General features: G+C 72.4%; 13 protein-coding genes and 1 pseudogene. 10 read left to right on the top strand and 4 right to left on the bottom strand.

Annotated elements, in window-relative coordinates; translation table 11 throughout:
• Positions 1-7 precede the first annotated feature (7 nt).
• From H4W81_RS25830 to H4W81_RS25805, 6 genes are read left to right on the top strand one after another with little or no spacing between them, the layout of a single operon-like run.
• Positions 8-1,390, top strand: coding sequence for a class I adenylate-forming enzyme family protein (locus H4W81_RS25830; RefSeq protein WP_318781956.1), 1,383 nt, complete (start codon positions 8-10; stop codon positions 1,388-1,390).
• Positions 1,383-2,744 carry a condensation domain-containing protein gene (locus H4W81_RS25825; protein ID WP_192777181.1) on the top strand — a complete coding sequence of 454 codons (1,362 nt, stop codon included), beginning with the start codon at positions 1,383-1,385 and terminating at the stop codon, positions 2,742-2,744. The genes H4W81_RS25830 and H4W81_RS25825 overlap by 8 nt, the downstream gene beginning before the upstream one ends.
• Positions 2,741-3,598 carry a thiamine pyrophosphate-dependent dehydrogenase E1 component subunit alpha gene (locus H4W81_RS25820; protein WP_318781955.1) on the top strand — a complete coding sequence of 286 codons (858 nt, stop codon included), beginning with the start codon at positions 2,741-2,743 and terminating at the stop codon, positions 3,596-3,598. The genes H4W81_RS25825 and H4W81_RS25820 overlap by 4 nt, the downstream gene beginning before the upstream one ends.
• Entirely contained in the window at positions 3,598-4,563 is a 966-nt protein-coding gene (locus H4W81_RS25815) for an alpha-ketoacid dehydrogenase subunit beta (RefSeq protein ID WP_192781041.1), read from the top strand. The genes H4W81_RS25820 and H4W81_RS25815 overlap by 1 nt, the downstream gene beginning before the upstream one ends.
• A complete protein-coding gene (locus tag H4W81_RS25810) occupies positions 4,556-5,590 on the top strand; it encodes a 2-oxo acid dehydrogenase subunit E2 (RefSeq protein ID WP_192777180.1) in 1,035 nt (344 codons plus the stop codon). The genes H4W81_RS25815 and H4W81_RS25810 overlap by 8 nt, the downstream gene beginning before the upstream one ends.
• Positions 5,590-10,866 carry a non-ribosomal peptide synthetase/MFS transporter gene (locus tag H4W81_RS25805; RefSeq protein ID WP_192777179.1) on the top strand — a complete coding sequence of 1,759 codons (5,277 nt, stop codon included), beginning with the start codon at positions 5,590-5,592 and terminating at the stop codon, positions 10,864-10,866. Before H4W81_RS25810 ends, H4W81_RS25805 begins: the two co-directional genes overlap by 1 nt.
• Positions 10,867-10,985: 119 nt before the next feature.
• On the opposite strand, the gene H4W81_RS25800 is transcribed toward H4W81_RS25805, so the two are convergent.
• The 3 genes from H4W81_RS25800 to H4W81_RS25790 form a co-directional block, all read right to left on the bottom strand.
• Complete coding sequence (locus tag H4W81_RS25800; RefSeq protein WP_192777178.1) at positions 10,986-12,233, bottom strand: phosphotransferase; 1,248 nt, start codon at positions 12,231-12,233, stop codon at positions 10,986-10,988.
• Between the two features lie 161 nt (positions 12,234-12,394).
• On the bottom strand, positions 12,395-12,607 hold the full coding sequence (locus H4W81_RS25795; protein WP_192777177.1) for a hypothetical protein: 213 nt from the start codon (positions 12,605-12,607) through the stop codon (positions 12,395-12,397).
• Between the two features lie 16 nt (positions 12,608-12,623).
• Positions 12,624-17,558, bottom strand: coding sequence for an Lhr family helicase (locus H4W81_RS25790; protein WP_225960149.1), 4,935 nt, complete (start codon positions 17,556-17,558; stop codon positions 12,624-12,626).
• A gap of 144 nt (positions 17,559-17,702) precedes the next feature.
• Between H4W81_RS25790 and H4W81_RS25785 the strand changes: the two genes are divergently transcribed.
• Both H4W81_RS25785 and H4W81_RS25780 read left to right on the top strand, forming a co-directional pair.
• Entirely contained in the window at positions 17,703-19,022 is a 1,320-nt protein-coding gene (locus H4W81_RS25785) for a pyridoxal phosphate-dependent decarboxylase family protein (protein ID WP_318781954.1), read from the top strand.
• Between the two features lie 41 nt (positions 19,023-19,063).
• Positions 19,064-19,552: a VOC family protein gene (locus tag H4W81_RS25780; RefSeq protein WP_318781953.1), complete on the top strand. Its 489-nt coding sequence runs from the start codon at positions 19,064-19,066 to the stop codon at positions 19,550-19,552.
• A gap of 4 nt (positions 19,553-19,556) precedes the next feature.
• On the opposite strand, the gene H4W81_RS25775 is transcribed toward H4W81_RS25780, so the two are convergent.
• Positions 19,557-19,751 carry a hypothetical protein gene (locus tag H4W81_RS25775; protein WP_192777174.1) on the bottom strand — a complete coding sequence of 65 codons (195 nt, stop codon included), beginning with the start codon at positions 19,749-19,751 and terminating at the stop codon, positions 19,557-19,559.
• Between the two features lie 44 nt (positions 19,752-19,795).
• Here H4W81_RS25775 and H4W81_RS25770 point away from each other — a divergent pair, with 44 nt between their 5' ends.
• Both H4W81_RS25770 and H4W81_RS25765 read left to right on the top strand, forming a co-directional pair.
• Positions 19,796-19,990, top strand: a complete 195-nt coding sequence (locus H4W81_RS25770; protein ID WP_192777173.1) for a DUF3046 domain-containing protein — start codon at positions 19,796-19,798, stop codon at positions 19,988-19,990.
• Positions 19,990-20,088: pseudogene (locus H4W81_RS25765) on the top strand (AAA family ATPase); the annotation flags it as partial. The gene H4W81_RS25770 and the pseudogene H4W81_RS25765, both read left to right, overlap by 1 nt.
• Positions 20,089-20,091: the final 3 nt, after the last annotated feature.

The raw sequence follows: 20,091 nt of genomic DNA, 5'->3' as shown, positions 1-20,091 counted from the left end.
GTCTGTCGTGAGCGTGACCCTTCCCGGCCTGCTGCGGGACAGGGCGAGAGCCGAGCCCGAGCGGGTGGCGATGACCGTCCACGGCGCCGGGTCGCTGACCTTCGGCGAGTGGGACCGCGAGTCCGACGCCGTGGCCGCGGGGCTGGACGCCGAGCCGGGCGACCGCGTGGGGCTGGTGTTCGGCAACGGCGACTGGCTGGAGTACGCGGTCGCCTTCCTCGGCGTCGTCAAGGCGGGAGCCGTGGCCGTACCCCTCTCGGACCGGCTGGCCGGGGCCGACGTCGAGGCGATGCTGGCGCACTGCGGCGCGACCAGGGTGCTGCGGCCAGGGGCGTTACCCTACGCGGCGGGCCCGCCGCCCGACCCGCCGCCCCCTCGCGACCTCGCCCAGATCCTCTACACCTCGGGCACCACCGGCACGCCCAAGGGTGTCGCCGCCACCCACGCCAACCTGGCCTACGGCTGCGGCGGCAGGCGCCGGCCCTTCGCGCACAGCGCGCACCTGGCGCACGCCTTCCCGATCGGCACGAACGCGGGCCAGTGGATGCTGGTCAACGCCGTGGACGCCCATCCGCAGGTCGTGACGTTACCCAGGTTCACCCCCGGCAGGTTCGCCGCGCTGATCGAGCACCACAGGGCCGGCACGGTCTTCCTGGTCCCCGCCATGGCCATCGAGATGCTCGCCGCCAGGGTCCACGACCGGCACGACCTGTCGAGCGTGCTGCTGCTCGGCTCGGCCGGGGCGCCGCTGCCCTCGCAGGTCGCCGTCGACCTGGCCGCCGCCTTCCGCAACGCCACGATCACCAACTACTACACCTCGACCGAGGCCGCTCCCGCGCAGACCGTGATGCTCGTCGACCCCGAGCGGCCCGCGAGCGTCGGGCGGCCCGCCTCCGGCGGCGCGGTGAAGATCGCGACGGCGAAGGGCGACGCGCTGCCACCGGGCGTGACGGGCGAGGTCTGGATGCGCTCGCCGGCCGTCACCCGGACCTACTACGGCGACGCGCACGCCAGCGGCGAGGTGTTCAGAGGCGGCTGGGTGCGCATGGGCGACCTCGGCTACCTCGACGAAGACGGCTACCTCTACCTGGTCGACAGGGAGAGCGACGTGATCAAGTCGGGCGCCTACAAGGTGTCGACGATCCACGTGGAGGACATCGTCCACCAGCATCCCGACGTGGTCGAGGCGGCCGCGTACGGCGTGCCGCACCCCACGCTCGGCAAGGCCGTCGAGGTGGCGGTGGTCGGTCCCGTGGCCCACGAGGAGCTGCGGATCTTCCTGAAGGGCCGGTTGGCCCCGCACGAGCTGCCCGCCAGGCTCGTCACCCTCGACGCCTTGCCCCGCAACCAAGGCGGCAAGGTCGACAAGCGGAGGTTGAGGCATGACTGAGGTGTCACCCGCCCAGCATGGGATCTGGATCAACGAACGGGCCGGCGCCTGGTCGGCGTACCACCTGCCGCTGGTGATCAGGTTCGGCGCGCCCGTCGACGAGGGAGCGCTGGCCAAGGCGGTCGCCGCCCTGGTCGAACGGCACCCGCTGCTGGGCGCGGTCTTCGAGGAACGCGACGGCCTCCCGGTCCTGGTGCCCGCCGCCGAGCCGCCCTTCCTCTCCCTCGAGGAGGTGGAGGGCCCCTTCGACCTCGCCACAGGACCGCTCGTCAGGTTCGCGCTGACGGGCGACGAGCTGAGGGTCGAGGCGCACCACGCGGTCTTCGACGGCCAGTCCAAGGAGGTGCTCGTCGCCGACCTGATGGCCCTCTACAGCGGCGAGGTCCTGCCGCCTCTCGCCCCTCTCGCCTCCAGGGAGACGCCCCTCGAGGAGGCGCGCGCGTTCTGGGCCTCCAGGTGGCGCGCGCCCGAGGACGTGGTGGTGCCGGGAGGAGTGCTCCGCTCGCGGAGCGCGGGGCCTGGACGCGTGCTGGAGTTCGCGCTCGACGTGCCGGCCATCGCCGGGCTCACCAGGTTCGAGGTGCTGCTGGCCGCGCTGCACGCGGTGCTCTTCTCCTACGGCAACGCGGCGCCCGTCACCGCGATCGACCTGTCCACCCGCACACCCGCCGAGGAAGGGCGGATCGGCCCCTTCGTCAACGAGCTGCCGGTCTTCTCGCGTCCGGCGGAGGGAGCGCCCTTCGCGGAGTTCGCGGCGGCGCTGCGCGCCGAGCTACGCGAGGTCTACCGGCACCGGCGGGTCCCGCTGGCCAGGGCGGTTGCGGGGCTGCGGCCGCACGCCGCGCTCGCTCCGGTGTCGGTCAGCTATCGGCGCGGCGGCGCGGACGACAGGGTGGAGTGGCTGGCCTTCAACCAGGCCGTGCGGGGCGCCCTCCAGCTCCAGCTCCTCGACCGGCCCACCGGGCTGATCGCGAGCCTGCGCTACGACCCCGTCGAAGTGACCGATCCCGAGCGGATCGTCGCCGATCTGCGCGACCGGCTGTCGGGGGAGCTCTCCCGTCCGCTGAGCACCACACGGGCTCCTCTCGCTCCGGCTCCCGCTCCCGTCGTCGCCGGCCGTGACCGGCCGGTCGAGGGCGACTCGCTCCTGGCCGGGATCACCGCGATCTGGGAGGAGGTGCTCCAGCTGTCGCCGATCGAGCCCCACGACGACATCTTCGACCTGGGCGGCCACTCGCTCACCATCACCCAGATCATCGCCCGCATGCGCAAGCGCCTGGACGTCGAGGTCGACCTGGACGACTTCTTCGACAACCCGACCATCGCGGGCGTCATCGGAGTGATCAGGCAGTGATCGACGCCGACCTCTCCCGCATGCTCGTGATCCGCGCCTTCGAGCGCACCCTCCTCGACCTGTACGGCAGGGGCCTGCTCAACGGCACCACCCACACCTGCCTCGGCCAGGAGTACGTCCCCGTCGCGATGGAGGGCCTGCTCGACCCCGCCGACCACGTCTTCAGCAACCACCGGGGACACGGCCACTACCTGGCCCGCTTCGACGACCCCGAGGGCCTGCTGGCCGAGATCATGGGCCGCGAGGGCGCGGTCTGCGCGGGCGTGGGCGGCAGCCAGCACATCCGCCGCGACCGCTACCTGTCCACCGGCGTCCAGGGGGAGAGCCTGCCCGTGGCGGCGGGCGTCGCGCTGCATCTCAAGCGCGTCGAGCCGGGCCGATTGGCCTGCGCCTACATCGGCGACGGCACGTTCGGCGAGGGCGCGGTCTACGAGGCGCTGAACCTGGCCGCGCTCTGGTCACTGCCCCTGCTCGTGGTCGTCGAGAACAACGGCATCGCCCAGTCCACGCCCACCGGCGAGCACCTCGCGGGCACCATCGCGGGGCGCGCCGCGGCGTTCGGCCTCCCGCACGAGCTGGTCGAGGGCGCCGACGTGGACGACATCAGGACGCGGCTCGCCCCGCTCGTCTCGGGCGTGCGCGAGGGCAGGCCCGCCGTGGTCGAGTTCGTCACCCACAGGCTCGGCCCCCACAGCAAGGGCGACGACACCAGGCCCGCCCACGCCCTCGGCGTCGACTGGCGCGACAAGTACGCCTCACCCCTGCTCGACCGGCTCGAAGCCGCGGCCGTGGCCCGGATCGAGGCGGTCGCCGCGGACGTGATCGCCCGACCCCTCTCACGGTGGGAGGCGTGATGCGGGTCGCGGAGAACCTCAACGCGGCGCTCCATGAGCTGATGGCCGCCGAGGACGACCTCTACCTGCTCGGCGAGGACGTGGCCGACCCGTACGGCGGCGCCTTCAAGATCACCCGAGGGCTGTCCACGCGCTTCCCCGGCCGGGTGCTGTCCACGCCGATCAGCGAGAACGCCATCACCGGCGTCGCCGCGGGCCTCGCGCTCGCGGGCGACGCGGCGATCGTCGAGATCATGTTCGGCGACTTCGCCGCGCTCGCCTTCGACCAGCTCCTGAACTTCGCCGCCAAGTCCGTCTCCATGTACGGCTCCCGCGTCCCGATGCGCATGGTGGTGCGCTGCCCGGTCGGCGGCGGAAGAGGTTACGGCCCCACGCACAGCCAGAGCCTGCAGAAGCACTTCGTCGGGATCCCCGACCTCGCGCTGTACGAGGTGTCGCCCTTCCACGACAACCTCGCGGTCTTCACCGAGATGCTGGAGCGGGCCAGGCCGTGCGTCCTGTTCGAGGACAAGGTCCTCTACACCAGGCCCATGCATGCCGTGCCCGAGCCGTTCTCCCTCGCGATCGAGAACGGCGTGGCGCGGATCTTCCTCGACGAGCGCCCCGACTGCGTGGTCGTCGCGCCGGGCGGCAGCGCCCCCATGGTGCTGGCGGCGATGCGCTCGCTGCTCCTCGAGGAGGAGATCGCCTGCACGCTGCTGGTGCCCTCCCGCCTGTACCCCTTCGACGTGGAGCTCCCCGACACCCGGCGCGTCTTCGTCGTCGAGGAGAGCACCGCGGGCGGGACCTGGGGCGCCGAGGTGGCCCACCTGATCCACCAGCGGCACTGGGGGCGGCTGGCGGGCCCCGTCACCCTCGTCCACTCCGCCGACTCCGTGATTCCCACCGCCGCCCATCTGGAGGAGTCGGTGCTGGTATCGGAGCGGGCGGTCCACCGCGTGATCATGGAGACGCTCCGTGGCTGAGCTGCGCGTGCCGAAGCTGAACACCAACGACGGCGAGTACCTGCTGGTGGAGTGGCTCGTCGAGGACGGGGCCCAGGTCCACGAGGACGACCTGGTCGCCCTGGTCGAGACCTCCAAGGCGGCGGAGGAGCTGGCCGCCGACGCCACGGGGGTGCTCCGCCACGGCGTGGTCGCGGGGGCCTGGTGCCGTCCCGACCAGGTGATCGCCACGATCGGCGGCGAGGCGGCGGCCGCGCAGGCGGCACCGCCCGCGCCCCGCCTCGCGGCCGGGCGGGACGGCCCGCCGCTGGTCACCGCCCCCGCCCAGGCGTTCGCCGACGAGCACGGCATCACCGGCGACCAGCTGCGGGAGCTCGGGCTCAAGGTCGTCAGGAAGGCCGACCTCGAACGGCTCCTCGGCCACGTCCGCGACCTGCCCAAGGTCCAGCGGGCCGTGGCCAGGGCCGTGGAGCTGTCCCACCGGAGCATCCCGGCCGCCTACCTGGCCGTCCGGATGGACCTGGCGGGGGCGATCGAGCACGCCAGGGCCGAGACCAGGGCGGTCAGGCGGCCCGTCGGGCTGGCGGAGATCTTCGTCCAGGCGGTGGCGGGGCTGCACGAGCGCTTCCCGCTCTTCTTCGCCACGCTCGACGGCGACCAGGTCCGCCTGTCCAGGACCGCCGACATCGGCGTCACGCTCGACCTCGGCGAAGGACTCTACGTCCCGGTGCTGCGCGACGCGGCGCGCCGTACCACCAAGGAGCTGGCGAGCGCGCTGATGCGGTACCGGCTGGCCGCCACCACCGGCGACTTCAGGCCGTCCGACCTCAGCGGCGCCACCTTCGTGGTCACCCTGCACACCGAGGGCGGCGTCGTCATGGCGATCCCGTTCGTCTTTCCCGGCACCACCTGCGCGCTGGCCGTCACCGCCCCGCGGGAGGGGAGCGCCGCCGACATCGGCCTGGCCTACGACCACCGGCTGATCAACGGACGGGACGCCGCCCTCTTCATGAACGCACTCAAGGCCGCCGTCGAAGGGCTGAGCTGATGTCCGTCGTGGATCTGTCCGGAGCCAAGAGGGAGCTGCTGCGCCGCAGGCTGCAGGGCGCGAAGGCGGCAGGGAGCATCCCGCGCCGCCCCGAGGGCAGCCGGCCGCCGCTGGCCCCCGCCCAGGAGCCGCTCTGGTTCATGGAGCACCTCACCCCGGGCACCGCCACCTACACCGTCACCACCGCGGTACGGCTGCGCGGCCCGCTCGATGAGGACCGCCTGCGCCGAGCGCTCGACGAGTTGCCGCGGCGGCACGAGAGCCTGCGGCACCGCTTTCCCACGAGCGAGGACGGCCTGCCCGCCGTCCACGTGGTGGAGGACAGCGAGGTGCCGCTCACGCTCAACGCGGCGGCGGACGACGAGGAGGCGCTGGCGCTGATCGAGGCGGCCGCCGCGGTGCCGCTCGACCTGGCGGAAGGACCGCTGCTCCGGGCGCTCGTGGTGTCCACCGCCGCCGACCTGCACGTGCTCACGCTGCTCGGGCACCACATCGTGGCCGACGGGCAGTCGGCGCAGCTCCTCATGCGGGACGTCCTGGCGCTCTACCGGGGCGAGAGCCGGGACGCGCCCGCCGTCCGGTACGGCGACGTCGCGCTGTGGCAGCGTGAGCGCTCCTTCGACCGGGAGCTGGCCTACTGGACGGGGCAGCTCGACGGGCTCCCGCGCGTCGAGCTGCCCCTCGACCGGCCACGACCGGCCGCGCAGTGCTTCGACGGTGCCACCCACGTGCACGAGCTCGACGCCGAGCTGGTCGAGCGGGTCACCGCGCTCGGCAGGCGGCACGGCGCGACGCCGTTCATGACCCTGCTGGCAGCCTTCCACGTGCTGCTGGCCAGGCTCTCGGCCCAGGACGACGTGGCCGTGGGCGTCCCCGTGGCGGGCCGGACCCGGCCCGAGCTGGACGACGTGGTCGGCATGTTCGTCAACACGCTCGTGCTGCGCGCCGATCTCGAGGACGATCCGAGCTTCGCGGACCTGCTCGGCAGGACCAAGGAGCTGGTGGTGGACGCGCTCGACCACCAGGAGCTGCCCTTCGCCAGGCTGGTCGAGGCGCTCGGCGTGCCGCGCGTCCCGAGCAGGCAGCCGCTCGTCGACGCGCTGTTCTCGGTGCACGACCTGGCGGCGGGCGAGGACGACTTCCCGCTGCGGCCCGGCTCGGCCCGGCACGACCTCGAGCTGTACGTCGTGCCCAGCGGCGAGGGAATGGCCTGCGCCTTCACCTACAAGACCACGCTGTTCGCGGCCCCGACGATCGCCAGGACGGCACGGCACTTCGAGGCGCTGCTGAGGGCGGCGGTCGCCGATCCCGCCCTGCCGGTGAGCCGCCTCTCGCTGGGCGACGTCTCCGAAATCCCGGCGTGGAACGCGACGGAGGCCGAGTTTCCCGATCGGACGCTGCACGCGCTGGTCGAGGAGCAGGTGGCACGGACACCCGACGCGGTCGCCGTCACCTTCGAAGGCGAGTCGCTGACCTACCGGCAGCTCGACGACCGCGCCAACCAGATCGCGCACCGGCTCGCGGGACTCGGCGCGGGCGGGCTGGTCGCCATCTGCGCCGAACGCTCGCTCGACCTCGTCGCCGGCCTGCTCGGCATCCTCAAGGCAGGCGCGGCCTACGTGCCGCTCGACCCCTCGTACCCGCCGGACCGGCTGACGTTCATGCTGGCCGACGCGGCCGCGCCGGTCGTGCTCACCCAGACCGCGCTGATCCCGCTGCTGGCCTCGGGCGGCGCGACCATCCTGCCGCTCGACAATCCCCAGGTGTGGGACGGCCTTCCTACCACGCCACCCGAGGTCGAGCAGGGCGAGGCGGCGTACATGATCTACACCTCGGGCTCGACCGGCAAGCCGAAGGGTGTGCCCAACGGGCATCGCGGCATCGTCAACCGCCTCGACTGGATGCAGAAGCGCTACCGGCTCACCGCCGACGACGTGGTGCTGCAGAAGACGCCCGCGGGCTTCGACGTCTCGGTCTGGGAGTTCTTCTGGCCGCTGATCTCCGGCGCGCGCCTCGTCCTGGCCGCGCCCGACGGCCACCGCGACCCCGCCTACCTGCGCGACCTCATCAACGCCGAGCACGTCACCACCCTGCACTTCGTGCCCTCCATGCTGGCGCTGTTCCTGGCCGAGGAGGGCATGGCCACCTGCACCTCGCTGCGCACGATCATCTGCAGCGGCGAGGAACTGCCCGTCGACCTGGCCGTCCGCTGCCTGCGCGCGCTGCCCGCCCAGCTGCACAACCTGTACGGCCCGACGGAGGCGGCCATCGACGTCTCGTCCTGGCAGTGCACGCTCGAAGCGCTCGAAGGCCGGGCCGGCGTGCCGATCGGCGCGCCCATCCAGAACATCACCCTGCACGTCCTCGACCGGCACGGCGCGCAGGTCCCCGTCGGCGTGCCCGGCGAGCTGCACATCGGCGGCGTCGGCGTCGCCCTCGGCTACCACAACCGTCCCTCGCTGACCGCGGAGAGGTTCGCCGGGGGGCGCTACCGCACCGGCGACGCCGCCCGCTGGCTGCCCGACGGCACCATCGAGTTCCTCGGCCGCCTCGACGACCAGGTCAAGCTGCGCGGCCTGCGGATCGAGCTGGGCGAGATCGAGACCGCGCTGCGCGAGAAGGCGGGCGCCACGGAGGCCGTCGTCGTCGTGCGCGCCGAGCAGCTGGTCGCCTACCTGGTCGGCGGGCCGTCCGAGCCCGCCCAGGTCAGGGCCGCGATCAGAGGGTTCCTTCCGGAGTACATGCTGCCCTCCCACGTCGTCCGGATGGCGGCGCTGCCGCTCACCCCGAACGGCAAGCTCGACCGCAGGGCGCTGCCCGAGCCCGTCCTGTCGGCCGACGCGGTCTACGCCCCGCCCTCGACCGAGGCCGAGCGGGTCGTGGCCGAGGTGTGGGCCGAGGTGCTCGGCGCGGCACGGGTCGGGATCGACGACGACTTCTTCGACCTCGGCGGCCACTCGCTGCTGGCCATCCAGGTCGTGGCCAAGCTGCGCAGGGCCGGGATCGGGCCCGTCGGACTGGTGGACGTGTTCACCTACAGGACCGTGCGGGAGCTCGCCGCCTTCGCGACCTCCTCCGAACCGGGCTCCCGGCCGCTGCTCCAGCGGCTGACCCCGCCGAGGAGCGCGACCGTCAGCCACGTCTGCGTGCCGTACGGGTCGGGCAGCGCCATCGTCTACCAGCCGCTGGCCGACGCGCTGCCCGCCGACCAGGCCCTCTACGCGCTGGCCATCCCCGGACGCGACATCGGCCTGGACGAGGAGCCGATGGACTTCGCCGAGCTGGCGGCCAGGACCACCGAGGAGATCCTCCGCATCGATGGACCTCTGGTGATCTACGGGCACTGCGGGGTCGGCGCGGCGCTCGCCGTCGAGCTGGCCAGACGGGTCGAGGCGGCGGGACGCACGGTCGAGGCGCTCTACATCGGCGCCATCTTCCCGTTCGCCAGACCTCGCGGCTGGCTGCGGTTCGGGCTGATGGACCGGCTGCGCTCCAGCCAGACCGACATCAACCGGCTCAAGGCCCGCGGCGTCGACCTGGAGGAGCTCGAACCCGGCGTCGCCGACCGCATCATCGCGACCATGCGGCACGACTCCAAGGCCGCGGAGAAGTACTTCACCTCGCTGTTCCACGCAGAGGACCGGCCCAGGCTGCGCGCCCCGATCATCTCGGTGATCGGCGAGCGCGATCCCGCCACCGACTACTACGAGGAGCGCTACACCGAGTGGGGCTTCCTCAGCGACACCACCGCGCTGGTCGTGCTCGACGAGGGCGGCCACTACTTCCTGCGCTACCGGGCCGAGGAGCTGGCCTCGGTGCTCCGTACGCATCGGCGGCTGGAGGCGGGTGACCGTACGGGGAGCTGGTGGGTGCACGCGGTCTCGACCGCGGGCTCCACCCCGACGGCCACGCCCGCGCGCGGCGAGGTCGCGCCCAGCATGCGGCGCTTCCTCACCATCGCCTCGGGACAGCAGCTGTCGATGATCGGGTCGGCGCTCACCGGATGGGCGCTGCCGATCACGATCCTGGTCGACTCGGGCTCGGTCACGCAGTTCTCCATCCTCGCCGTGCTCAACCTGGCCGGACTGCTCATCTCGCCGCTGGCGGGCGCGATCGTCGACAGAGGGGACAGGAGGCGGGTGCTGATCGCGGCCGACCTCTGCGCCGCGGGCATCCAGGCGGTGCTGGCCGGGTTGATCTTCTTCGGCGACCTGCGGCTCTGGCAGATCTACGCGCTGATCGTCGCCCTCTCCATCGCCACCGCCTTCCAGCGCCTGGCCTACACCTCGGCCGTGCCGCAGCTGGTGCCCAAGCGCTACCTCGGGCACGCCGTCGGCGTCACCCAGATGACCAACGGCGTCGCCCAGCTGGTCGTGCCGCTCGTGGCGGCGGGGCTGCTGGCCTGGATCGGGCTCGGCGGCATCGTCGTCATCGACGTGATCAGCTACGCCTTCGCCATCGCCGTCGTCGTGCTCGTCCGCTTTCCCGGCACGCTGCCGTGGAAGCCGCGAGAGCCGCTGGCCACCGAGATCCGCCAGGGCTTCGCCTACACCTGGCACTCGGGCGGGCTGCGGGCGATGCTCGGCTGGTTCGCCGTGCTCAACATCTTCCTGTCGCCGCTCCTGCTGCTGGTCTCGCCGCTGGTGCTGTCCTTCGCCACGCTGCGCGACGTCAGCGTGGTCTCGGTGGTGACCGGACTCGGCGCGCTGCTCGGCGGGCTGACGATGGCGCTGTGGGGCGGGCCGTCCAGGCGCAGGTTCAGGGGCGTCCTGCTGGCCACCGTGGCGATCGCGGCGGGCAGCGTGCTCACCGGACTCGCGCCGTCGCTGGTGCTGATCGGCGCCGGGGCGTTCGCGATCACGTACTTCCTGACCCTCATGAACGGCATCTACTCGCTGATCGTGCAGATCAAGGTGCCGTATCGCTATCACGGCCGGGTTTTCGCGCTGAACACCCTGGTCGCCTGGTCGACGCTGCCGATCGGGATGGGACTGGTCGCGCCGCTCGGCGCGGCGCTGTTCGACCCGATGCTGGCCCCGGGCGGCGCGCTCGCCTCGACGGTCGGCGCGGTGATCGGGGTCGGGCCTGGGCGGGGGATCGCGCTGCTGTACCTGGTGTGCGCGGTGGGCATGCTGCTGGTGGTCGCGGGGGCACTGCGGGTGGGACGGCTGGCCCGCTTCGACACGGAGGTCCCGGACGCGCTACCGGACGACCTGGTGGGCGTGGAGACGATCACAGCCAGACAGACGACCGCCACCATCGAACGGGCCCCGTAAGCCCGGCGGCCTGGCTTCCTTGGGGAGGGCCGGGTTCTCGGCGGGCTGGCCCCCTTCGGGAAGGGTCTGGTCTTCTTCAGGGGTCCGCCGTGGGCCTGGGCCGTCAGGTGTGGTGCTCGTCAGCTCAGGCGTTTGACCAGGTCGGGGAGGGCGGTGGCGAGCAGGGTCAGCCTCGTGCGGATCTGCTCGCGGTCGTCGGGGTCGGCGCGCTCCATGAAGTCCAGATAGCCGCGGACCCACCCGCCGAACACCCACGGCTCGGCAGGAATCACGCCGCCGCCCGCCTGGTAACCCTCGATGACCGCGTCGAACCTGTCGGAATCGACGTCACCGCCCAGCCGTGCCGCCCAGTCGAGCGCGACGCCCGCGGCCTCCTGCTCGGCGACGTACTCGCCCGCGGTGTCCCAGTCGATGAGCGCCAGTGTCCCGTCGGCACGCAGGAGCGCGTTCTTCGGATGCAGGTCGCCATGGGACCCCACCGTCGTGCCCCAACCCGCAGGCCGCTCAGTCGCCCGCCACAGCCCCTCGAACTCAACGCCATACGCCGCCGCCTCCCGGGCACCCCCAACGGCACGTCCCTCGCCATCACCCCGGCTTGCACTGACGTCGCTTCCGTCGCCGAGCCCTTCGGCGATGGCGGGGCTCTCCTCAGCGCGACGCCCGTCGCCGGCGCCGAGACCGTCGATGATGGCGCGCCGCTCCCCAACGCGGCGCCGCTCGCCAACGCGGCGCCCCTCGCCAATGCTGCGCCCGTCGCTAACGGCGCGACCTTCCTCAACGCTGAGCCCGTCGCCAACGCTGAGCCCGTTGCCAGCGCCGCCTGCTTCGCCGGCGCTGCGGTCTTCGGCGATCTCTCGTGGTTCGGAGGCGCCGTGCTCGCCGGCGGCGGTGTCGTGTCCCTGGTCTTCGGCCGCCCCTGGACCAGGGGTGGGGTCTTCGGTTCGGGGCTGGCCGGTGCCCGGGTTGCGGACTCCGGGCTGGGCGGCAGAGCCTGCGTGGTGCACGGTGGCCAGCAGGGTGCCCATGCGATGGCACAGGGGAGGGGTCAGGTCATCGATTCCGGGCGCGCGGCCGTCCAGCCACCGGTGCACCCGCACCACCGCCCCGCCCAGTTCGACCGCGTAGCGTCCGGTGGCCGTCTCGGGCACCGGCGGCGGGAGCGGCACCCCGGCCGCCAGCGCCCTCCGCTCGATCTCGATCGCCTCGTCGGAGGGCCTCCAGCTAAGCCGCTTCACCGCGTAAGCACCGGTGATCGTGTCGAGCCGCCAGACCTGGTTGTGGTAGTAGCCCGTGACGCGCAATCCCGGCGTCACCGCCAGTCCGAGCCCGAACCTGTCGCAGACCGACGCAACGTCAAGATCGCTCACACGGGCAGTCTGCCCTACGCCGTGAATGAATAGCGGACATTCGTCAGCTGTTCGGAAATTTCCCACAATCGCGCGGCGGTGGCCTCGACCTTGGGATACCCCCACACCTCGAACGGCCCGCCAGGCCCCACGTAGCTTCCGCCGGGCAGATCAGGCACGGTCTATTTCGAGATCTGGGCTGGTATGGCGTCGATGGCGCCGCGGATCGCGATGGCCATGGTCCTGGTGTCGAAGTCGCGGAACTCTCCGCTCCGCCGGCCCCAGACCAGGATCTTCTCCAGATCGGCGATGGCGACCTCGGGCTGGTCGCCGTACGGGCCGACCGGTCGTGCGTGCTGATCTCGACGAGTGCGAGCAGGTAAACGCCCATTCACATTCCGGCAAGGACGGTCAGGCGCGCAGGCGGAGACCTCGTGGCGTGGGGTGGAATCCGGCCGCCTCCAGCGCCGCCGCCAGCGGCGAGTCGGTGATCGAGCCGCCGTCGGCCCGCTCGACCGTCAGCTTCCCGAGCGCCCCATCGCGTACGGCCAGCGCCAGCGCGTCGACCGCGGGCCGCAACCGCCCGTCGTCGGCGAACGACAGCAGCGTCTTGCCGCCCCGCTCGACGTAGAGCACGAGGTGCCCGTCCACCAGCACGACGAGCGCTCCCGCCTTGCGGCCCGGCTTGTGCCCGGCGTCGCCTGGGCGAGCCGGCCAGGGGAGCGCGGCGCCGTACGGGTTGGCCGGGTCGGCCGAGGCCAGCACCACCGCGCTCTGCCCCGACCCCGTGTCGGCGACGGAGCCCGACGCGCCGGGGGAGAGCGCCCGCATGCGGTCGACGGCGCCCGGCAGGGCGAACTGCGCGCCGCCGAGCCCTTCGACGAAGTAGCCGCGCCGGCAGCGCCCGCTCTCCTCGAACGCCCTCAGCACCTGGTACACCGCCGCGAACCCGCCGGGCAGCCGTTCGGCCATGACCGCGCCCCTGGTCACCACGCCGTGCCGTTCGAGCAGGACCTCGGCCTGCGCGTGCGCGCGCTGGGTGCTGTCGGGCGAGGGCGAGGGCAGCAGCCACCACCTGCCGCCCACCAGCGGCGAGCCGCTCCTGCTCGGCAGCACCGCGCGCCGCCGCCTGGTGGTGGCGGGGCGATGGGCGGGACGCCCCGAGCCGAGCGTGGCCCTGAGCGGCGCGAGCGTGTCGCCCGACACCCTGCCCGACCAGACCAGGTCCCAGAGCGCGGTGGTCAGCGTCAGGTCGTCCATCGAGCCCACCCGGTCGGACAGGCCCCGGAAGAACAGCGCGCCACCGCCGCCGAGCACGTCGAGCACCTGCTCGTGCAGCGGCGTCATCGTGATCTCGACCGGAGCCGGGAGCAGGAGAGGGGCCGTGTCGGCGAAGAAGAGCGAGACCCAGCCGTCGCCGCCGGGCAGCGACCCCTGCCCCGCCCAGATCACCTCGCCGGAGGAGGTGAGCTCGTCGAGCAGCGCCGGGTGGTAGCCGGGCACCCTGGACGGCAGCACCAGCGTCTCGAGGGAGGAGGCGGGCACCGCCGCGCCCTGGAGCTGCTCGATGGCGTTGACCAGCGTGTCCATCGACCTGGCCGAGCTGATCGCCGCTCCGCGCGCCGAACCTGCCACGCCGCCCGGCGCGGAGCGCGCCGAACCCGCCGAGCCTGCCTGGCCCCGACCGGCGATGCCGTGCCAGGTCGGGGCGAACAGGGCGAGCGTCTCGGGCGGAACCGGCTCGACCTCCTTGCGCAGCCGGGCCAGCGACCTGCGCCGCAGCATCCTGAGGATCCCGGCGTCGCACCACTCCTCGCCGCGCCCTCCCGGCCTGAACTCGCCGTTCACCACCCGCCCTGAGGCCGCCAGCCTGCGCAGCGCGTCGGTGACCACCGCGACGCCGAGCCCGAACCTGGCGGCGGCCGTGCTCGCGTGGAAGGGGCCGCGGGTACGGGCGTGCCTGGCCACGAGGTCGCCGAGCGGATCGGCGACCGGCTCGAGGAAGGTGTGCGGGATGCCCACGGGTAGCGGCGCGCCGAGCGCGTCACGCAGCCTGGCGGAGTCCTCGATCGCGGCCCACTGCTCCTCACCGGCGACGCGCACGCTGATCGCCCTGCGCGCCCGCTCGAGGTCGGACAGCCAGCCCGGGTCGCCGCCGCGTACGCTCACGTCGGCCGCCAGCAGGGGCCCGTGCGAGCGCAGCAGGTCGGCGAGGTCCTCGGCGTCGCGCAACGGCCGGTCGAGCCTGGCCAGCTCCCGCTCGGCGTCGGCGATCACATCGGGGTCGAGCAGCTCGCGCAGGTCCGCCTGGCCGAGCAGCTCGGCCAGCAGCGTGGTGTCGAGCGCGAGCGCCTGCGCCCGCCGCTCGGCCAGCGGCGCGTCGCCCTCGTACATGAACGCGCCGATGTAGTGGAAGAGCAACGACGCCGCGAACGGCGAGGCCTGTGAGGTTTCCACCTCCACCACCCGCACCCGCCGCGCCGCGATGTCACGCATGAGGCGCACCAGGCCCGGCACGTCGAAGACGTCCTGCAGGCACTCGCGCATCGTCTCCAGTACCACGGGGAAGCTCGCGTACTGCGAGGCCACCCCCAGCAGGTGCGCGGCCCGCTGGCGCTGCTGCCACAGCGGGGTCCGCTTCCCCGGCGTACGGCGGGGCAGCAGCAGCGAGCGCCCCGCGCACTCCCTGAAGCGCGAGGCGAACAGCGCCGAGCCGCCCAGCTCCTCGGTGACGATCTGCTCGATCTCGTCGGCGTCGAAGGCGGCCACGTCGCTCGGCGGCTCGGACAGTGTGTCGGGGATGCGCAGCACGATGCCGTCGTCGGAGTGCACGGCCTGCACGTCGACGCCGTAGCGCTCGCGCAGCCGCCGGTTGATGGCCAGCGCCCACGGGGCGTGGACGCGCGCGCCGTACGGGGAGTGGATCACCACTCGCCAGTCGCCCAGCTCGTCGTGGAAGCGCTCGACCAGCAGCGTGCGGTCGTCGGGGACGTAGCCGGTCGCCTCGCGCTGCTCGTCGAGGTAGGAGAGCAGGTTGCTCGCCGCCCACTCGTCGAGCCCGGCGGCCCGCATCCGCTCGATCGCCCCACCGGCCTTCGGCTCGCCGGAACCGATTCCCGTCTCGCTCGAAACGGCGGCCTTGCTGGAAACGGTCGCCTTGCTCGAGGACCCGGCTGTCCGGCTCGGGGATCCGGCCGTCTTGTTCGAAGACATCGTGTTCGCAGAGCCGGTCTTCGTGGGCCCGGTCTTGGTGGATCCGGCGCGCGTCGCGCCTGGGGCGGTCGCCTCGGCCGACAGCTCTCTCAGGAACGCGCCGATCGCCCTGCCCAACTCGGCCGGCCGTCCGGGGGCGTCGCCGTGCCAGAACGGCAGCTTGCCCGGCTGACCGGGCGCGGGGGAGACCAGCACCCTGTCGGAGGTGATGTCTTCGATCCGCCAGGAGGTGGCGCCGAGGACGAAGACGTCGCCGGCCCGCGACTCGTAGACCATCTCCTCGTCGAGCTCACCGACCCTCGACCCCTTCTCGCCGACCAGGAACACCCCGAACAGCCCGCGGTCGGGGATCGTGCCGCCGTTGGTGACCGCCAGCCGCTGCGCGCCGGGACGGCCCTGCAGCACGCCCGTCACCCTGTCCCACACCAGGCGCGGACGCAGCTCGGCGAACTCCTCACTCGGGTAGCGCCCCGCGAGCATGTCGAGCGTCGCCTCCAGCGCGGTCCTCGGCAGCGTGGCGTACGGCGCGGCCCGCTTGACGACCTCCTCGAGCTCGTCGACGGTCCAGTCGTCGAGCGCGGTCATGGCGACGATCTGCTGGGCGAGCACGTCGAGCGGGTTGCGCGGGTAGCGCATCTCCTCGATCTCGCCGCTCTGCATGCGCTCGGCTACGACCGCCGTCTGGATCAGGTCGCCGCGGTACTTGGGGAAGATGACACCCTTGGAGATCGCGCCCACCTGGTGGCCCGCCCTGCCGATGCGCTGCAGGCCGCTGGCCACGCTGGGCGGCGCCTCCACGCACGCCACCAGATCGACGGCGCCCATGTCGATGCCGAGCTCCAGGCTGGAGGTCGCCACCACGGCGGGCAGCCGTCCCGACTTCAGCGCCTCCTCGATCTGCGCCCGCTCCTCCTTGGAGACGGACCCGTGGTGGGCGCGCACCACCTCGGGGACGGCGCCGCTGCTCGCCCCGGCCTGCGCCATCATCTCCGCCGGCGCCCGCCGCGCTCCGGGACCCGTCACCTCTCCACCCGGCCGGCGCGCCGCAGATCCCTCGGGCGCCTGCCCACCCGGCCCGCGCGCCTCTGAACCAGCCGGCCCTCCCGCCTCCGGACCATCCGGACGGCGGGCCTCGGGATCGGCCGTCAGACGGGGGTCTTCGGGACCGAGGTCCTCGTGGTCCTCGGGGGCGGTCTCCCAGATCGACAGGTCGATCGCCTCCACGCCCTGCCGCCGCTCGTAGGCCAGCTCGTTCAACCGCGTGCACAGCCGTTCGGCCAGCCGCCGCGAGTTGGCGAACACGATCGTCGACCTGTGCGCCTCGATCAGGTCGAACAGCCGCTCCTCCACGTGCGGCCAGATCGACCGGCGCGCGGGCTCGGGCGCGAACGCCTCGGGATCGGGCGCGGTGGTGGTCTCCAGCTCGGTCATGTCCTCGATCGGGACGACGACCTCCACCTCGATGCGCTTGTCGGAGGGCGGCTGCACCACGGCGGCCGGCCTGGCCCCGCCGAGGAAGGCGGCCACCTCGCTCACCGGCCGTACGGTCGCCGACAGCCCGATGCGCTGGGCGGGCCGGTCGAGGAGGGCGTCGAGCCGCTCCAGGCTGAGCGCGAGATGGGCGCCCCGCTTGGTGGCGGCCACCGCGTGCACCTCGTCGACGATCACCGTCTCGACCCCGCGCAGCGCCTCGCGCGCCTGGCTGGTGAGCAGCAGGAACAGCGACTCGGGCGTGGTGATGAGGATGTCGGACGGCTTGGTGGCGAACCTCCTGCGATCCTCGGCAGGGGTGTCGCCCGAGCGGATCGCCACCGAGATCTCGGGCACGGCCAGGCCGAGCCGTCGCGCGGTCTGCTTGAGCCCGGCCAGCGGCGCGCGCAGGTTGCGCTCGACGTCGACCGCCAGCGCCTTGAGCGGCGAGACGTAGACGACCCTGCACCTGCGGCTTCCGTCGTCGTCGAGGGCGCGCTCGGCCGCCAGGCGGTCGAGCGACCACAGGAAGGCGGCCAGCGTCTTGCCCGACCCCGTGGGCGCGACGACCAGCGTGTTGTCGCCCCGCGCGATCGACTCCCACGCGCCCTCCTGGGCCTGCGTGGGAGCCAGGAAGGCCCCGGTGAACCAGTCGCGGGTCATCCTGCTGAAGTGGTCGAGCGCGCTCACCCCACCATGGTGCCTCGCCGCACCGACAAAACCCCGCCCTGCCGTCCCGGGCGGGCAAAAAGGGAGATCATTGCCCACTATTACCCTTTTTTTCGCTTTTATCCTCATAATGCACGCGTGCACAGCTATGACGAGCGCCTCACCGACCTGGTCTTCGACTACATGAGGCAGCGCCTCGCCCTTGACCCCGTCCCCCTCGACCACCCCGGCGAGAAGGACAAGCTGGACGCGGCGCTCGCCGGGCTCATCACGCCCGAGGGCAACGATCCCGCCAAGGTGCTGGACCTCTACGACCAGCAGCTCTCCCGCGCGGTCATCTCCGCCGACAGCAACCGCTTCCTGTCCTTCATCCCCGCCGCCCCCACGAAGGCCGCGCTGCTGTTCGACATGGTCGTCTCCTGTGCCTCCCTGCAGGGCATCAGCTGGCTGGAGGCCTCGGGCGCCATCGCCGCGGAGAACCAGGTCCTGAGGCTCATCGCCGACCGCGCCGGCATGCCGGCCACCGCAGGGGGCTGCTTCGTCTCGGGCGGCAGCGCGGCGAACCTGTCCGCCCTGGTCGTCGCCCGCGACACGGCCGGCCTGCCGAACGCGAAGATCGCCGTCAGCGACCAGGCGCACTCGTCGATCTCCAACACCCTGCGCATCATCGGCGTCGAGGCGCTGGTCGTGCCGTCGGAGGACCACCGCCTCACGGGCGCGGCCCTCCGGCGCGCCCTCGAAGGACAGGAGAACGTCATCGGCGTCGTCGCCACCTCGGGCACCACGAACGCGGGCATCGTCGACGACCTCAAGGGCGTCGCCGAGGTGGCCCGCGAGCGCGGCCTGTGGTTCCACGTCGACGGCGCGTACGGCGGCGCGGGCCTGTTCGCCCCCTCCGTGCGCCACCGCTACGAGGGCATCGAGCACGCCGACTCGTTCGTCGTGGACCCGCACAAGTGGCTGTTCGCCCCGTTCGACTGCGCCGCGCTGATCTACCGCAACCCGAACCTGGCGCGTGCCGTACACACACAGGACGCCTCGTATCTGGACGTCCTGCACACCGGCGGCGGCGAGTGGAACCCCACCGACTACGCCTACCACCTGACCAGGCGCGCCCGCGGCCTGCCGCTGTGGTTCTCCCTGGCGGTCAACGGCACCGACGCCTACACCGAGGCCGTCGAGCGAGGACTCACGCTGGCCAGGGAGAGCGCCGAGCTGATCAGGAGCAGCGACCACCTGGAGCTCATCCGCGAACCCGAGCTGTCGGCGGTGCTGTTCCGCCGCCGCGGATGGACCTCCCAGAACTACTACGACTGGTCCGAGCGCCTGCTCGCCGGACAGGTCGGCTTCGTCACCCCGACCGGATGGGAGGGGGAGACCGTCGCGCGATTCGCCTTCCTGCACCCGGGCACCACGATCGAGATCGTGAAGGAGATTGTCGCCACCATGCGCGATTGAGGCGGGAATTGCGGGGACATAGAGCGGGAGAGGTGAGCGACGTGACCATCGACCATTCGGCGATCGAGGCTGATCGCGAGCGCATCAGGCGGCAGTACCTCCTCCCGCACCGTCCCTCGAGCAGCGCGCGCGGCCTGCACCACTTCGCGCTGCTCTCCTCCGACGTGGAGCAGACCATCCGCTTCTACCAGGACCTCCTGGAGTTCCCGCTCACGGAGATCTTCGAGAACCGTGACTACAAGGGGTCCAACCACTTCTTCTTCGACATCGGCAACGGCAACCTGCTGGCCTTCTTCGACTTCCCCGGCCTCGACCTCGCGCCGTACCAGGAGGTGCTCGGCGGGCTGCACCACATCGCGATCTCCGTGGACCCCGCCACGTGGGAACGGCTGAGGGGCAAGCTCGAGATGGCCGGCGTGCCGCACCAGATCGAGAGCGGCGCCTCCATCTACTTCAGGGACCCCGACGGCGCCAGGCTGGAGCTGCTCGCCGACCATCTCGGAGAGATGTACGGCACGCGCGTGCTGTAGGCGGCTATCTCCTCGACGCCCTGCGGGTACGCGGCGTGCCCTGCCGTGGTTGCCGTTTCAGGCCCGCGTGCCGTTCGGCGCGGTCGGCCTTGTCCTTCTGTACGGCGAGGCGCAGCTGGAGGAGCAGGCTGCGGCGACGCTCCCGGTGTGTCCTGGCGGTGGCTGACGGCTTGGGAGCCGTTTTGGGGGTTTTCGCCATGAGGTTGGTCCTACCCACTCGGAAGCGGGTTCCATACTTGGGGCATGCGCCTGACCGAGTTCTGGAGACGGATGCGCGTCCACTTCGGCGATCCGTACGCCGAGTCGTGGGCCCGCGACTTCGTGATCGCCCCCCTGGGCGGACGAACCGTCGAACAGGCTCTCGCCGAGGGCGTCAGCGCGAAGGAGGTCTGGCGGGCGGTGTGCCAGGTCGAGAACGTGTCCCCTCGCCTGCGCTGATGACGTTCCACGTGGTCACGGGCGGGCCGGGGGCGGGCAAGAGCACGTTGATCGACGCGCTGGAGGCGGCGGGCTTCCGCCGTACGGAAGAGGCCGGTTTC

It is taken from the genome of Nonomuraea africana (genome assembly GCF_014873535.1).
Taxonomy (GTDB): domain Bacteria; phylum Actinomycetota; class Actinomycetes; order Streptosporangiales; family Streptosporangiaceae; genus Nonomuraea; species Nonomuraea africana.
This window is presented reverse-complemented; position numbering and strand designations above follow the sequence as displayed.

What these genes read in the sequence shown, in the direction of transcription:
- H4W81_RS25825 (WP_192777181.1), top strand. Translation starts at nt 1,383, where the DNA reads ATGACTGAGGTGTCACCCGCCCAGCATGGGATCTGGATCAACGAACGG.
- H4W81_RS25815 (WP_192781041.1), top strand. Translation starts at nt 3,598, where the DNA reads ATGCGGGTCGCGGAGAACCTCAACGCGGCGCTCCATGAGCTGATGGCC.
- H4W81_RS25805 (WP_192777179.1), top strand. Translation starts at nt 5,590, where the DNA reads ATGTCCGTCGTGGATCTGTCCGGAGCCAAGAGGGAGCTGCTGCGCCGC.
- H4W81_RS25790 (WP_225960149.1), bottom strand. Translation starts at nt 17,558, where the DNA reads ATGACCCGCGACTGGTTCACCGGGGCCTTCCTGGCTCCCACGCAGGCC.
- H4W81_RS25775 (WP_192777174.1), bottom strand. Translation starts at nt 19,751, where the DNA reads ATGGCGAAAACCCCCAAAACGGCTCCCAAGCCGTCAGCCACCGCCAGG.
- H4W81_RS25770 (WP_192777173.1), top strand. Translation starts at nt 19,796, where the DNA reads ATGCGCCTGACCGAGTTCTGGAGACGGATGCGCGTCCACTTCGGCGAT.